15 protein-coding genes and 1 tRNA gene are annotated in these 14,325 nt (G+C 28.1%); 12 read left to right on the top strand and 4 right to left on the bottom strand.

Translation table 11 applies throughout. The features are described 5' to 3' along the window. Window positions 1-13: 13 nt before the first annotated feature. The 5 genes from HBE96_RS18825 to HBE96_RS18845 all read left to right on the top strand — a co-directional run bounded on the left by HBE96_RS18825 (window position 14) and on the right by HBE96_RS18845 (window position 4,811). The gene (locus HBE96_RS18825; RefSeq protein ID WP_169299252.1) at window positions 14-808 is read left to right on the top strand and encodes a sirohydrochlorin cobaltochelatase; all 795 of its coding nucleotides are present in this window, start codon (window positions 14-16) and stop codon (window positions 806-808) included. A gap of 359 nt (window positions 809-1,167) precedes the next feature. After that, window positions 1,168-1,944, top strand: coding sequence for a cobalt-precorrin-6A reductase (locus tag HBE96_RS18830; protein WP_169299253.1), 777 nt, complete (start codon window positions 1,168-1,170; stop codon window positions 1,942-1,944). A 77-nt stretch (window positions 1,945-2,021) separates the two neighbouring features. After that, the gene (locus HBE96_RS18835; RefSeq protein ID WP_169299254.1) at window positions 2,022-2,858 is read left to right on the top strand and encodes a GHMP family kinase ATP-binding protein; all 837 of its coding nucleotides are present in this window, start codon (window positions 2,022-2,024) and stop codon (window positions 2,856-2,858) included. Window positions 2,859-2,973: 115 nt separating this feature from the next. Further along, a complete protein-coding gene (cobO, locus tag HBE96_RS18840) occupies window positions 2,974-3,489 on the top strand; it encodes a cob(I)yrinic acid a,c-diamide adenosyltransferase (RefSeq protein WP_169299255.1) in 516 nt (171 codons plus the stop codon). A gap of 473 nt (window positions 3,490-3,962) precedes the next feature. Continuing rightward, window positions 3,963-4,811, top strand: coding sequence for a YitT family protein (locus HBE96_RS18845; protein ID WP_169299256.1), 849 nt, complete (start codon window positions 3,963-3,965; stop codon window positions 4,809-4,811). A gap of 824 nt (window positions 4,812-5,635) precedes the next feature. Here the strand turns inward: HBE96_RS18845 and HBE96_RS18850 are convergent. Genes HBE96_RS18850 through HBE96_RS18865 form a run of 4 tightly spaced genes read right to left on the bottom strand, consistent with a single transcriptional unit; the run spans window position 5,636 to window position 8,557 of the window. Then, on the bottom strand, window positions 5,636-6,409 hold the full coding sequence (locus HBE96_RS18850) for an ABC transporter permease (protein ID WP_169299257.1): 774 nt from the start codon (window positions 6,407-6,409) through the stop codon (window positions 5,636-5,638). Beyond that, on the bottom strand, window positions 6,406-7,062 hold the full coding sequence (locus HBE96_RS18855) for an ABC transporter ATP-binding protein (protein WP_169299258.1): 657 nt from the start codon (window positions 7,060-7,062) through the stop codon (window positions 6,406-6,408). Before HBE96_RS18855 ends, HBE96_RS18850 begins: the two co-directional genes overlap by 4 nt. A gap of 30 nt (window positions 7,063-7,092) precedes the next feature. Continuing rightward, the gene (locus HBE96_RS18860; RefSeq protein ID WP_169299259.1) at window positions 7,093-7,902 is read right to left on the bottom strand and encodes a metal ABC transporter permease; all 810 of its coding nucleotides are present in this window, start codon (window positions 7,900-7,902) and stop codon (window positions 7,093-7,095) included. After that, window positions 7,889-8,557: a metal ABC transporter ATP-binding protein gene (locus HBE96_RS18865; protein WP_169299260.1), complete on the bottom strand. Its 669-nt coding sequence runs from the start codon at window positions 8,555-8,557 to the stop codon at window positions 7,889-7,891. Before HBE96_RS18865 ends, HBE96_RS18860 begins: the two co-directional genes overlap by 14 nt. 685 nt (window positions 8,558-9,242) lie before the next feature. Between HBE96_RS18865 and HBE96_RS18870 the strand changes: the two genes are divergently transcribed. The 7 genes from HBE96_RS18870 (at window position 9,243) to HBE96_RS18900 (ending at window position 13,915) form a co-directional block, all read left to right on the top strand. Beyond that, a complete protein-coding gene (locus HBE96_RS18870; RefSeq protein WP_169299261.1) occupies window positions 9,243-9,560 on the top strand; it encodes a DUF2325 domain-containing protein in 318 nt (105 codons plus the stop codon). Then, entirely contained in the window at window positions 9,532-10,152 is a 621-nt protein-coding gene (locus HBE96_RS18875) for an HD-GYP domain-containing protein (protein ID WP_169299262.1), read from the top strand. Before HBE96_RS18870 ends, HBE96_RS18875 begins: the two co-directional genes overlap by 29 nt. Before the next feature lie 127 nt (window positions 10,153-10,279). Next, window positions 10,280-10,354, top strand: a tRNA-Glu gene (locus tag HBE96_RS18880). A 635-nt stretch (window positions 10,355-10,989) separates the two neighbouring features. Then, on the top strand, window positions 10,990-11,910 hold the full coding sequence (locus HBE96_RS18885) for a hypothetical protein (protein WP_169299263.1): 921 nt from the start codon (window positions 10,990-10,992) through the stop codon (window positions 11,908-11,910). 238 nt (window positions 11,911-12,148) lie between these two features. Then, on the top strand, window positions 12,149-12,478 hold the full coding sequence (locus HBE96_RS18890; RefSeq protein ID WP_169299264.1) for a hypothetical protein: 330 nt from the start codon (window positions 12,149-12,151) through the stop codon (window positions 12,476-12,478). Window positions 12,479-12,775: 297 nt separating this feature from the next. Beyond that, window positions 12,776-13,483: a purine-nucleoside phosphorylase gene (gene deoD, locus HBE96_RS18895; RefSeq protein ID WP_169299377.1), complete on the top strand. Its 708-nt coding sequence runs from the start codon at window positions 12,776-12,778 to the stop codon at window positions 13,481-13,483. A gap of 258 nt (window positions 13,484-13,741) precedes the next feature. Further along, the gene (locus tag HBE96_RS18900) at window positions 13,742-13,915 is read left to right on the top strand and encodes a hypothetical protein (RefSeq protein WP_169299265.1); all 174 of its coding nucleotides are present in this window, start codon (window positions 13,742-13,744) and stop codon (window positions 13,913-13,915) included. Window positions 13,916-14,325 lie beyond the last annotated feature (410 nt).

Consider the following 14,325-nt stretch of genomic DNA (forward strand, 5'->3'; position numbering starts at 1 on the left):
TGGAGAATTTATTATGGGAAAAAAGGGTATATTGGTAGCAAGTTTTGGAACAAGTATTCCACAGGCCTTTGAACTTTGTATTGAGAGTACAGAAAATAAAATAAGAGAATGTTTTCCAGAATATGAGGTAAGAAGAGCATTTACTTCTTATATGATAATTAAAAAATTAAAAGAAGAAAAAAGGCTATTTATAGATACTGTAGAAGAGGCCTTAGAAAAAATGAATGATGATGGTTTTGATGAAGTTTATGTTCAGCCATTACATATCATGCCTGGAGATGAATATGATAAGGTAATAAATGGAGTAAATAAATATAAAGATACCTTTTCTAAATTAGTTTTAGGAAGACCCATTTTATATAGAGAAAATGATTATAAAATAGCAGTAAATGCATTAAAAAAACAGCTTCCTGTTATGGATAAGAATCATGCAGTAGTACTTATGGGGCATGGTTCTGTGCATCCAGCTAATTCTAGTTATGCTTTACTTCAGTACATGTTAAAGGATGGAAACTTGGATACGGTGTATGTAGGAACAGTAGAGGGGTATCCTACCTTAGAAAATGTAATTCCAAAGATGAGACAGGATAATATACAAGAGGTTACATTAATGCCTTTTATGTTGGTAGCAGGTGATCATGCTATAAATGATATGGCAGGGGAAGAAGATTCCTGGAAAACTGAATTAGAAGAAGAAGGATTTAAGGTTAATGTGTATTTACATGGATTAGGTGAAAATAAAGCTTTTCAGGATATATATGTAGAACATATTAAAGATTCCATAAATGGAAACCCATTATTTAAGTAACTGAACTTTTGGATATACGAAAGTTTAACTTAATATAATAAGCAAATTGTGAATCAACTTTTTCAGAGGACAGAGGATTTTTTAGAGGACAAAGGACAATTGACAGAGGACAGTGAAGGAGGAGTTTTCTCCGCTGTGCTCCGAAAAATCTTTAATTAAATTTTCAAATACTTGTTTCACTAAAGTGAAACATTGATGACTAATATAAATTTAAAGCTTATTTTGCATTAGTAAAACAAGCTTTAGAAATAAATTAGTTTTCTGACGTAAGGAAGAAAACTCACCTTCATTGTCCTCTGTCCTCTGTCAAATGTCCTCTGAAAATGTTTTACATTTTTTAAAGATTGGAGATTTTTAACATGATAGGTTTGATTCTTGGAACTTCAGAAGGAAAAAAAATACTATCTCTTTTAAACAAATTTACTGAAGATATATTAATATCCACTGCTACTGAATATGGTGGAGAACTACTACAAAATTATAAGTATGCATGTTTAAATACAAAACCTTTAAATTTGCAAGGATTAAAGGAATTATTTAAAGAAAAGGGTGTGGATATGCTTGTGGATGCATCACATCCTTATGCATTAGAAATTACTGATAATGCTATTAAAGCTTGCAGTGATTTAAATATAGATTATGTAAGATATGAAAGAGCATCCTGTGTAGATAAGTTTAAAAATCATGAAAAAGTTATAGAAGTAGAAAATTATGAAGGACTTTATGATAAACTAAAGTATATAAAGGGAACTATACTTAATACCAGCGGAAGTAGAAATTTAGATAAAATATTATCTTTAAATATAGAAAACCGAATAATTCATAGAGTATTACCTTCTATAAAGGTTATGAATGAATGTTTAAACAAAGGTGTAAAAATTGATGATATAATAGCTATGAAGGGACCTATAAGTTATAATTTAAATTGTGCCTTTATAAAAGAATATGAAGCAAAAGCTATGATATTAAAAGACAGTGGTATTCAAGGTGGAACAGAGGATAAAATAAGGGCATGTGTAGATAATGATATATATGCTTTTATAATAGATAGAAGTAACAGAAAATATAAAACTATTTTCTATGATGAAAAAAACCTAGTGCAATATATTGTGGAAAAACTTAAGTTAGGCATATAAAAGAAAATACACTAAAATACTGACTAGTTATTTTTGAATATGCCTTAATAAAAACTAAAAGGTAAAGGGTGTATTTTATGGAGTTTACAACAAAATACCCAGGGAGTTTTGGAGAAGTGCTTCAAGGCAGGGTGCAGGATAGGGATGTTTTGCTGTCTTGTCCAGTTAATATTTATACTAATGTTAAAGTATTAGAGAGTACAAGCCCTAAGAATAAATTTAAATGGAAAAAAGCAGCTGGATTTTTGGATAATGTTTTAACTAAATGGGATTATAAAAATTACATAGATAATTTAGATATAGAAATATTTTCGCACATACCCTATGGAAAAGGTATGGCAAGCAGTACCGCAGATTTATGTGGAGTTTATGCTTGTTTGTTGAAGCTGTTTAAAAGGGAATTTAATGAGCAGGAACTTATAGAACAGTGCATAAAAATAGAACCTACAGATAGCATAATTTTTAATGAAGCTACTATATTTGATTATAAAAAGGGAATTTATAAAGAAAAAATAGGTTCATATTTTAAATATAATATATTAGCTTTTGAAGGGGAAAATGTAGTAGATACAGTAGAATTTAATAGTAAAAAGTTACCTGAATTAAGTAAAGCAGATGATTTATATGAAGTTTTAAAAGAAGCTATACAGGAAAAAAATTTGAAAAAGCTTTCTTATGTGTCTACGGAAAGCATTATTAGAAATCAAAAAAGGCTTTATTATGATTGGATAAAAGATGTAATAAGTATAAAAAATAAAACTTGCGGCCTTGGAATAATTGGGGCTCACAGTGGAAATGTATTGGGAATAATATATGAAGATGATGAGAAATTTAATTATGCGGTAAAGGTTGCGAGGCAATTAAATGGTTATAAAATATATCCAATACAAAGTTTAGATAAGATTGAGATATAAGTAAAAAGTTAATTATTAATTGAATTTTCACTTAATATAAGCATAATGCAACGCAACTTTTTAGAGGATAGTTGAGTTGTTAATATTTAGTATATAAAGGAAGAGGGTATTTGTCATGGATAAAGGATATATTCAAATGTATACAGGTAATGGTAAAGGAAAAACTACTGCAGCTTTAGGATTATCACTTAGAGCTGTTTGCGCTGGCAAAAATGTTTTTTTTGGACAGTTTACTAAAGGCATGAAATATAGTGAATTAAATGCAGTAAAATATTTACCTACCTTTACATTAGAACAATTTGGAGGAGATCATTTTATATTTAATAAGCCAACTAAGGCAGATATAGCAGAAGCTAGAAAAGGCTTAGAAAGAGCAAAGGAAGTTTTAACTTCTGGAGAATATGATGTAGTTGTTTTAGATGAAATAAACATCGCTGTATTCTATGAGCTTTTCCCTGTAGAAGAAGTTATAGAAATGTTAGATAGTAGAAAAGAAAATGTAGAAGTAATACTTACAGGTAGATATGCAAATGAGAAGCTTATTGAAAAAGCTGATTTAGTAACAGAAATGAAGGAAATAAAGCATTACTATACACAAGGAGTTCAGGCAAGAGTAGGTATAGAAAGCTAAAGTTATGAAATTTTAAAGAATGTAAATTTCATTTTTAATTAAAAAGGCTATGAAATATAAGGTTAATACCTTAAATTTCATAGCTTTTATTTATATACATTATTTTTTAAGTTAATAGTTAGAAATGGTTTTCTTTTGATAATGATTCAGAAAATTAAAAAAACATTAAAATATTTTAGGACAAAATTACCATCAATTATTCATTAAAGTTATATTAATTGGAACTAATGGATTTTTTTATAAATATAAAAAACACAAGATTATTTTTAAATAATTATCTGAATTTTCTCCAATGTGAAATTAAAGCATTCATTAGAAATACAAGGATTAGTACATGAATAAAAACAAATGAACTTGAAAATGGACTCCTAAATGGATTAATCCATTTAGGAGTCCATTGACAGTTAAACAAGGGAATAATACAATTTATATAACAAATAAGATAGTTTTAAAATTTAAGGAGATAAGTATTTATGTTAAAAAAAGAAAACTTGATTAGAATATTGATGATTATAATTGGAAGTCTTATTTATTCTATAGGTGTTAATATATTTATTGTGCCTCATAAACTTTTAAGTGGAGGAGTAGCAGGTATAGCTATTATATGTCAATATTTATTAAAGTTACCTTCAGGTTATTTTGTAATTTTGATAAATATACCTATATTTCTAATAGGGATTAGAAGTGTAGATAAAGAGTTTGGGATTTTCAGTTTTATTGGAATGATTTCTATGTCTTTAGCGCTTATATGTACAAGGAATCTTCACAATTTTTATTATTTATCAGATCCTTTGCTTTCTGCTTTATGTGGAGGGGTTATAACAGGAATTGGTATGGGAATAGTATTCAAAAACAGAGCATCTCAGGGTGGTACAGATATAATAGCTGTAGTTATAAAGAAAAAATATGGTGCTTCCATAGGTAGAATTGCATTTATGATTAATATTATAATAGTTACTATAGGAATGCTTATAGGAAGTTTCCAAATTGCAGTTTACACTTTAATATCAATGTATTTAAATGGACAGGTAATTGATAAAGTTTTACAGGGTATGGATAGAGAAAAAGTAATGTTTATAGTAACTCAAGATAGTGATGTAGTAAAACAACAAATTTTACAAAAGCTTGGTAGGGGTGTAACTTATCTTTATGGTGAAGGAGCTTATACTGGTTCTAAGAAAAATGTTATATATTGCATATTAACTCCAAAAGAAATTGAACAAGCTAAGGATTTAATTCAAGACATAGATTCTTCAGCAGTAATTTCAATTATGGATACCATTGAAGTAAGAGGTAAGGGTTTTAAAGAAATGGCCTTTTAATATATAACTCAATATAATTAAGTATGTTGCGACACAACTTTTTAGGTGTAGTCCGCATTGAATATATGGTGTAAAAAAGCTGACCGTTTATTAAGGAGCTCTAATGCCTAAAATTCAAAAAATCTCTACCCGTTCAAATGTCCCATCCTGGGACTTTCGCGGCTTGAATCGTCCTGATTCAAATTACGAGATTTTTTAAATTTTAGACGTAAGAACTCCTAAATTCACTCAAAAGCTTTTATACACCATATATTCAAAGCTACCTCCACCTAAAAAGTTGTGTAGTAACTATTGTAATTCTAATATTAAAAATTGCTTATAATACTTAAGATATAGATTTTAATAAAAAAGCGCAGCTTTCATAATAATTATTTTTTATCTATATATTTTACTTTCAACCTAAGGCGCAGCCTGTAAGTAGTAGGTTCATTTCCAGTTTTGAATCTTTTCAATCCTCGCAATTCTATTATACCAAAAGGAATATTTTTGTTTTATGTATCTATTCTGAAGGCTTTCAGATGAAATTTTAAGAGCTAAATTATAAAATTATCAATATTAATATGTATAACTGAAGTTACTAGTTTGGATTTTAACTTTTATGTAGGGATATAGAATAAGCGTTTACTCACATTAGCTAAATTATTTTTTTATTAGTCTTAGCGAGGAGTTCAGGAAAGCCTTAGAACTTTAGCTTTGTTTGAGGGAACCGAGTTTGGCAAAGTTCTTAGGTTTTCCTGAACTTTGAGCTTTAGACTAATTAAAAATATTTAGCAGTGAGTAAACGCTTATTCTATATCTCGTAGTAAAAGTTAAAATCCAAACTTCTACTGCACTTTAACTTTAAGTTGTTTTCTATCATTAAAAAACTTTTTATAGGATAAGTAGCAGCAAATAAAAGCAGCAATAGTAGTAGTAGAGGACAACATAAATGTAACCATTATTTGAAATTTTATGGCTTCTATAGGAGAAGTTCCTGCTAGTATTAAACCGGTCATGGTTCCAGGAAGGGATACAATCCCTAGAGTTTTCATTGAATCAATAGTTGGAAGTAAGCTTGTTTTTATAGAATCTCTTATGATTTCTTTAGATGAAAGAAAAACATCTGCACCAAGTGCAAGTTTTGTTTCTACTTCCTGTTTCTTTACTTCGAAATTAGAAATTAGCTGCTTATAACATAGTCCGATAGCAACCATAGCATTGCTTATTACCATACCACCTACAGGTATAATTTGAAAAGGTTCATACTTAATTGCTTTAGCTAAAATTAATACTGAGAGAGTTAAAATTGTTCCACAGGCTATAGAAACAAAGGAAATTAGTAAGGAACCTTTTATGGATTTTCCTCGTTTAGATGCATTAACAGCTGCATTAAAAGTCATAAATATAATTAAAAATGTTGTAAATAAAGGGTTTTTAAGTCCAAATACAAAATTAAGTACATATCCAACAACTGCAAGCTGAATTACAGCACGTAAAACTCCAATTATAATTTCCTTCTCTAATTTTAATTTTTGATAATAACAAAAAAATAATGATATTAAAACTAAAGAAGATGCCATTAAAAGAGAAGATACATTCATTGAATTTGCTGTGTTCATCTTATAACCTCCAATTTCTTTAGTAAACCATTTTCAATAGTTATCAGTTTATTAGCATATTTTTTACTTTGAACATCGCTATGAGTTACCCATAGTATGGTTATACCTTGTTTGTTCATCAATTGTATTACATCTTCTACAATTAAAGTATTATCTTTATCAAGAGCAGAAGTAACCTCATCTAAAAGCAATATATCAGGCTTAAATAAGAGAGTTCTCATAAGAGCAATTCTTTGCTTTTCACCACCAGATAAATTAATTACTTCTTTTTTCATAAAATTAATATCCATATTAAAAATGTTAAAAAGTTCTTTGACTCTATCAATGTTAAAAGGTTTATTACGTACTATATAAGGAAATTTTAGATTATCTTCTACAGTTTGATCAAAAAGATAAGGAGTTTGGAAGCAGTAAGATATGCTTTTTCTTAAATCTACAGTATCGTATTCTTTAAAGTTTTTATTCTTAAAAAATATGTCCCCGTGCTCAGGACTTATGAGACTGGAACATATTTTTAAAAAAGTACTTTTACCACTTCCAGAAGGACCAACAATAGATACAAAATCTCCTGAATTTATACTTAAGGATATATCTTTTAAAATGAACTTATTATCATCTTTAAATGATACATTTGAAAATTTTAATATACACATTAGAAGCCTCCTAAAATATTTTTCTTAAAGTTAAGCATAGTTTAAGTTGCCTTTTGTTAACCTCTTAATAATAAGTATTACAAGCATTAAAGCTACAGAAGTAAGTGCTATAGTACCACCTGGAGCACTATCTATATAATAAGATAATATTAATCCTACTATAATATCTATAAATCCGAATATAATGGAAAATATAAGAGTTGTTTTGAAGCCTTTGTGAAGTTGAAGTGCAGCAGCAACAGGCATAGCTATCATTGATGATATTACAAGTATTCCCATTATTCTTATAGAAACAGAAACAGTGGCGCCAACTAGTAATGCAAAAATGTAGTTTAAAAGCTTAACTTTTACACCTATAATCTTTGCACCATCTTCATCAAAAGTTATATAAAGCAGTTGATTAAAAAATGTACATAATATTATAAAGGATATTAAACTAATTGCAAAAACAGTATAAAGTTCAGTACTGCTTACAGTTAAGATACTTCCAAATAAATAAGAGTTTACATTTGCATTAGTTTTGCCCATACTTATTAAAGTAATAGCAATACCTACGCCTAGAGTCATAACAATTACAAGTATAACTTCAGCATATTTTTTATAATAATCTCTCAAAAACTCTATTATAACACCAAAAAATGACGTAAAAACAAAAGATGATAGTATAGGATTAAATCCAAATACTAATCCAACAGCAACTCCAGCTAGTGAAGCATGAGAAAGGGCATCACCCATCATAGAGTATCTTTTTAAAACTAAAAAAACACCTATTGTTGGACATAATATAGAAATAAATATAGCTGCCATTAAGGCATTTTGCATGAAATTATAATGTAGCATTTGAAACCTCCAAGTCCTGATATTTAAACTGATTTATCGGATATAATTTAGCGAAACCATTTTCCATTTTACATATGTGTGTAGAATTGTCTAAAGCAGCTTTAAGATTATGCTCTACAGATACAACTGTAATATGTGAATGGACATTTAAGTTTTTAATAATTTTATATATTTCGTTTTGACTTGCTATATCAACACCTGTAGAAGGTTCGTCAAATATTAATAATTCTGGATTTCCAAGTAAAGCTCTAGCTATAAATATTTTTTGCTGCTGTCCTCCAGATAAATCTCCAATTAAGTTATTTTTGAAGGTTTCCATACCTACAGATTTAAGAACCCCATTTATAACCTTAGAATCTTTAATTTTTAACAATTTCATATGGCATTTAAGTACTTCATAAACTGTAATAGGAAACTGAGTATTAAGACCATCAACTTTTTGAGGTACATACCCAACTTTAGTTGTTTTTAATGATATATTTCCTTTTATAGGTATTAGAAGATTGAGGATAAGTTTTACTAAAGTACTTTTAGCACTTCCGTTTTCACCTAAAATGGAAACATAACTTCCGTTCTTTATATTTAAGTTTACATTGTTAAGAATATAAGGTTCATTACCTGTGTAAGAAAAAACTAAATTTTTGATTTCTATCATTAAAGAGCTCCTCCACTTATTGATTACATTTTTACTTAATTTAAAGAAATTTTGCATTTAATTATGGTTATAATTATGAATCATTAGAAAAAAAATATAACTATAATTAAATGCAATAATTAAAATTAACAATTACTAATTATGATTGATAGGTATTACGTACCACATTATTATATACCTATATGCAAACTGTTTGCAATAACTATATATAAATTTAGTATATAATGAAATTTTATGTTAAAAAGTAAACATTATTCAATATTTAATAAATAGAATAATAAATTTTTATTTTTTAGAGGGGTTTACAAAGTTAAAATAAAATAGTATTATGTATATGATAATGAAATTCAATATCAATATTGTTTTTTAATATTGATAATAAGTTTTTAAACAGTAACGAGAATTAGAATAAATACATATGAAAGCGTTTTATATTAGATATAATTTACTTAAAAGAACTCTATTAGGTGAAACTTGATTTAGAGGAAGTTAAAATTTGGTTCAATGTATGGATATCCAACTTGAAAATTTTAATTCTGTCATAAAATTAAAATTAAATTTTAGTATTCGTCGAAGTAACGTAGGATTTAATTATGATGTTGTATACATATGTAATTGAATTTTATATTTGATATAGGCAAAGTGTTACATTGAAAAGTAACAATATTTTAGAAAGGGGATTTTTATGAGTGTTTTGGTTATAGGTGGGGATAATATTTGTAATATTAAAGACAAGTTAAAACAGACTGGTTTCGATAGAATTCAACATATAACTGGAAGAAAGAAAAGTGATAGAAAAATAAGAATACCAGAAAAAACAGATTTAGTGTTAGTATTAGTAGATTATGTGGGACACAGCATAACAAGTATTGCAAAAGAAGAATCTAAGCGGTGTGATGTTAAAATTGTGTTTTCAAAACGATCTTGGGTGTATATGGAAAATATCATACAAGATTGTGTTAAGGAGATAACAGATGCTAAAAGAAGATGTAGTTGGATTTAATGAAACAGAAATTTATCATGATATAATAGAAAGCTTGGTAACAGCTCTTGAGGCAAAAGATTGTTATACAAGTGGGCATTCAGAAAGAGTAGCATTTATGACATATGAAGTATCAAAAAAGCTTGGTATAGGCGGAAACGAATTGGAAAATATTCATATGGCAGCTCATCTTCACGATATAGGCAAAATAGGAGTGCCTGACAATATATTGAATAAAACTGGAAAACTCTCAGAAGATGAATGGCAGTGTATAAAAATACATCCCAAAATAGGTTTTGATATTTTAAATAAATCAAATAAATTAAAACATATTACTAAAATTGTACTTCATCATCATGAAAAATGGAATGGAAGTGGTTATCCAAATGGACTAACTAAATTAGACATACCATTAGGATCTAGAATAATTGCAGTATGTGATTCTATCGATGCAATGACTTCAATAAGACCTTATAGAAAAGCTATGGATTTTGAAAAGTGTATGGAGGAAATAGTGGCTAATAAAAATATTATGTATGACCCAACTATTGTTGATTTTATCGAAAATAATATAAACTTTATAAGAAATATATCTAATTTTCAATGTGCCTAATTACGAGAATTACTAATGATTGAAATTACAATAGTTGGGTAAGCTGATAAAGTTTTTAATAAAAAATGTAATTAATTGCTTGACTTAATAAAATATATATAATATAATAATCAAGTAAGTTAAATATGGCCTCTTGGTCAAGCGGTGAAGACGCCACCCTCTCAAGGTGGAATCAGGGGTTCGATTCCCCTAGTGGCTACCATAAAATAAGAATGTCTTAACGATAATGTTTAAGACATTCTTATTTTTTATTTTCAATTATGTTTCTAAAAATTTCACACCATAGTTTTTATATCACCTGATATATAAATTAACTTCGGACTATAGCCAGTCTACTTCTTTTATTGCTATTATGAAAAATTGTAGTGGTTGCTACAGTTATATTAATGTGAATTTCTTTTAATTTATAATCAATGTCACTTTATTTTTGCCCAATAATTTCTCCCCATCTCATTCCAGTTGAAAGGGAAAATAGTGCAATATATTTAATTTTACATTTAGGAACTTATACAATTTCATTTGGTTCTTCATTTGTAAATACAAGCATAGACTTTTTAGTATCACCATATGATTTCTTTTTAGTACAATCAATGCTATTGTAAATATTTATGATTATCATAATGACTTGAAACTAAAGTGCAACGTCTGGAGCATTCTGGACACTAACTGTTACATATTAAAAAGAAAATGTGAGTTTATGGATGTGAATATGACATAATAGTTGCAAATTTACTAGTAGAAGATGGTAAAATAATAATAGAGATTTGAAAATGAATAATTAATATTAGTGATGCAGTAGTTTAGTTCATAATTTCAAAATGTTAAGGGAGGCAAATGATGAAGTGTAAAAAATTATTAATACTATTATTAATAACATTTAGTTTTCTTATTAGTTTTTCATATGTAAATGTACAAGCTAGAGGGCATGGAGGTGGACATTCATCTTCACACTCATCCTCTCATTCTTCACATAGTTCAACGTCTAAGAGTAGTAGTTCGGGAATTAAAAGTGGAAGCTTTTCAAATAGTAACTCAACTACAAAATCCACAACTATACCTAAAAGTAGTACGACTACAAAGTCAACTATACCTAAGAATACTACGGAAATTAAAAGCGGAAGTTTTTCAAATAGTGAAGCAACTACAAAATCCACAGGTACACCCAAAAGTGAAACGGCTACAAAGTCAACTACACCTAAGAATGCCACAGGGATTAAAAGTGGAAGCTTTTCAAATAGTAAAACAACTACAAAATCAACAGATAAACCTAAAAGTAGTACAACTACAAAGTCAACTACACCTAAGAGTGCCACAGGAATTAAAAGTGGAAATTTTTCAACAACTAAAGCACCTCCTACGCCAACTTCAAAAAATACAGTGAATATTAACTCAAAAGCTTTATCAAGGATTCCACCAAGTTATAGCTGTCACTCTATCAGTAATAATTATTATTACAATACTAGCAATGGTGGAAGCAATTTTTGGAGCAATTACTTTCTATATAGAGCATTAACTCCAAATCACAGAACATATGTGACAACTACTGGTTCAAATGCAGTTGCACCAGCATATACGGGAGCTAGATCTATAATGGCAGATGTAATAACATTGATATTTATTGTAGGAGCAATCGTATTAGTAGTTTATATAGTTAAGAAAAAGAATGCTAAGAAAGGGATATGGAATATGGGTAGCCTAAATAAAGAGATAAAAAATAAAATACTTAAATTAGCTGAACATCTTAAAGAAAAGAAATAACAATGTTATTGACACCAAAAGGATTAAAAGTTAAAGAAGCAAAAATAGAGATGATTAAATAAAATACTTAAAGTAAGGACAAAAATATATAGGATATCGATACATTTGTTCCTCCATTAATATAATTATTTATATAATATGAATATATTATTTAAATGTGACAAAATGTTAATATGCATAGCAAGCTAAGCCTAAAATGTGTTATAATGTAAAAAAATAAAATATTTAGGAGCATGTTATGAAACTAGAATATGTATTCTGTATTATTTCTACGTTATTTCTAATTATTATGGCATTTTTTGCTTTTAAACCACCTAAGTATATGAGTAAATTAGAAGTAATTCTTTTATGTTTATTTGGATTTTTGTTATATGGATTTTTGTGTGGAGAATATCAGTTAAATTTATCTGTGCAATGTTCAGTGTTTAGTATTATTTGCATAATGTTCTTTGAAATGTTGATATATTCTGTTATAGGCGAAATAAGATTTTTAGAAAAATGGCAATCAATTAGTTTATGTACAGTTGGATTTTTATTTTATGGCCTTTTATTTGGAGCCTGTTACTGAATTTAAGAGAAAAAGAGGATACATTTTAAAACCACACAAGAGATTCAAACTACAAATTAGAGAGCATCTGAAAGATAGATGCTTTTTTATTATATAGGAATTTTCTGTTTTTGAACAAAAAAGGCATCTCAGAGGACGCTCGTGCTTTAAATAAAATAATTATTTTGTTAATTATACAAATCATACTATACATAACCTTATAAAAAATAAAAAAGGATTTTGATACTTTGTAGCGAATAAATATTTATGTAAAAATTATTATTAAATAAACATGAATGGAGATGACATAAGTTGACTATACAAGCAACACCACACATTAATGTAACAGATGAAAATTTAATTGCAGAGACTATATTACTGCCTGGTGATCCACTTAGAGCAAAGTTTATAGCAGAAAATTTTTTGGAAGATGTAGTCCAATTTAATGCAGTAAGAAATGCTTTTGGGTATACAGGAACATATAAGGGCAAAAAAGTATCTGTAATGGGTACAGGAATGGGTATGCCATCAATGGGCATCTATTCTTATGAACTAATAAACTTTTATGGAGTGAAGAATCTTATAAGAGTAGGTTCTTGCGGTTCAATTCAAGAAAATATAAAAGTAAAAGATATTATAATAGCAATGTCAGCTTCAACAAATTCAAATTATGCTGCACAGTTTAATCTTCCTGGTACATTTGCTCCAACAGCATCCTTTGAGCTTGTTCAAAGGGCTGTTAATATAGCAAATGAAAAAAATTATAAGGTTAGTGTTGGTAATATTCTTTCTTCAGACAGATTCTATGAAGAGGACTCTAACCTATGGAAGCAGTGGGCTAAAATGGGCGTTTTAGGTTTAGAAATGGAAACAGCAGCACTTTACATGAATGCTGCAAGGGCAGGCGTTAATGCGCTAACTATACTTACAGTATCAGATTCACTAGTTACTCATGAAGAGACTACATCTGAAGAAAGAGAAAAGACATTCACAAAAATGATGGAAATTGCTTTAGATTTAGCATAAGGCATCTGAAACAAATTAAATAGGGAAAGAGTTGAGAGTAAAAACTTGGCTCTTTTTTTATGTCTAGAATTATAAGTAATAAAAATATGAATAAGAGGAAATTAAGTAGTTATAAATGCAGATACATGGTATTAGAAGATTTATTTACATTATAGTAATTTATTTGAATTTGTCATCATACTGTAACAATAATTATGTATAATAACAAATGTTTTAGAATATTAAAACTTGGAGAAGAATTCTTTAGGAGGGATTGCTATGGAACAAATAAAAATGGATAAACATTACGAAGAAAAAATAGAACTTAAGATAAGTGAACAGTTAGAGAAATATGAAGAAATTATAAAAAAAATAGAGAAGGCATCATTGCAAACAGGTATAAAATTAGAAGATGGAGTCAAGTTTTTATATTATTTATGTACAGAAGATTAGATATTTTTAAGAGGTGATTTTTAGTGATAATAGTAAGTTTATGTGAATTTAATTTTAAATAATTGAATTAATATGTTTGTAAAAATAAAATTAGTGGCAATGTTTTTTATTTGTATTTGACACAATACTGTCACAATAGTTATTTATAATAATAAATGTCTTAGAATATTAGCACCTAGAAGAAAATTCTTTGGGAGGCATTGGTATGAAAAAAATAGAAATAGAAGAATTCGATGCGCTTATGCATGTTTTTGCAATTTATATGATAATGATTAGCACAAAAAATCTAAAACGATTAATGTAGGGGTACCATAAATACTGAAAGAATTTAACAAAAATCAAGAAAAAGAAGGGATTATAATAGTACCTTTTGCAGTATCAAAGATGAATGAATTTATTCAGGAGGAAAA

The organism is Clostridium muellerianum, from assembly GCF_012926525.1.
GTDB classification, from domain to species: Bacteria; Bacillota; Clostridia; order Clostridiales; family Clostridiaceae; genus Clostridium_AM; species Clostridium_AM muellerianum.

Coding starts and splice junctions, on each gene's coding strand:
- HBE96_RS18825 (WP_169299252.1), top strand. CDS start 14: ATGGGAAAAAAGGGTATATTGGTAGCAAGTTTTGGAACAAGTATTCCA.
- HBE96_RS18830 (WP_169299253.1), top strand. CDS start 1,168: ATGATAGGTTTGATTCTTGGAACTTCAGAAGGAAAAAAAATACTATCT.
- HBE96_RS18835 (WP_169299254.1), top strand. CDS start 2,022: ATGGAGTTTACAACAAAATACCCAGGGAGTTTTGGAGAAGTGCTTCAA.
- cobO (WP_169299255.1), top strand. CDS start 2,974: ATGGATAAAGGATATATTCAAATGTATACAGGTAATGGTAAAGGAAAA.
- HBE96_RS18845 (WP_169299256.1), top strand. CDS start 3,963: ATGTTAAAAAAAGAAAACTTGATTAGAATATTGATGATTATAATTGGA.
- HBE96_RS18850 (WP_169299257.1), bottom strand. CDS start 6,409: ATGAACACAGCAAATTCAATGAATGTATCTTCTCTTTTAATGGCATCT.
- HBE96_RS18855 (WP_169299258.1), bottom strand. CDS start 7,062: ATGTGTATATTAAAATTTTCAAATGTATCATTTAAAGATGATAATAAG.
- HBE96_RS18860 (WP_169299259.1), bottom strand. CDS start 7,902: ATGCTACATTATAATTTCATGCAAAATGCCTTAATGGCAGCTATATTT.
- HBE96_RS18865 (WP_169299260.1), bottom strand. CDS start 8,557: ATGATAGAAATCAAAAATTTAGTTTTTTCTTACACAGGTAATGAACCT.
- HBE96_RS18870 (WP_169299261.1), top strand. CDS start 9,243: ATGAGTGTTTTGGTTATAGGTGGGGATAATATTTGTAATATTAAAGAC.
- HBE96_RS18875 (WP_169299262.1), top strand. CDS start 9,532: ATGCTAAAAGAAGATGTAGTTGGATTTAATGAAACAGAAATTTATCAT.
- HBE96_RS18885 (WP_169299263.1), top strand. CDS start 10,990: ATGAAGTGTAAAAAATTATTAATACTATTATTAATAACATTTAGTTTT.
- HBE96_RS18890 (WP_169299264.1), top strand. CDS start 12,149: ATGAAACTAGAATATGTATTCTGTATTATTTCTACGTTATTTCTAATT.
- HBE96_RS18900 (WP_169299265.1), top strand. CDS start 13,742: ATGGAACAAATAAAAATGGATAAACATTACGAAGAAAAAATAGAACTT.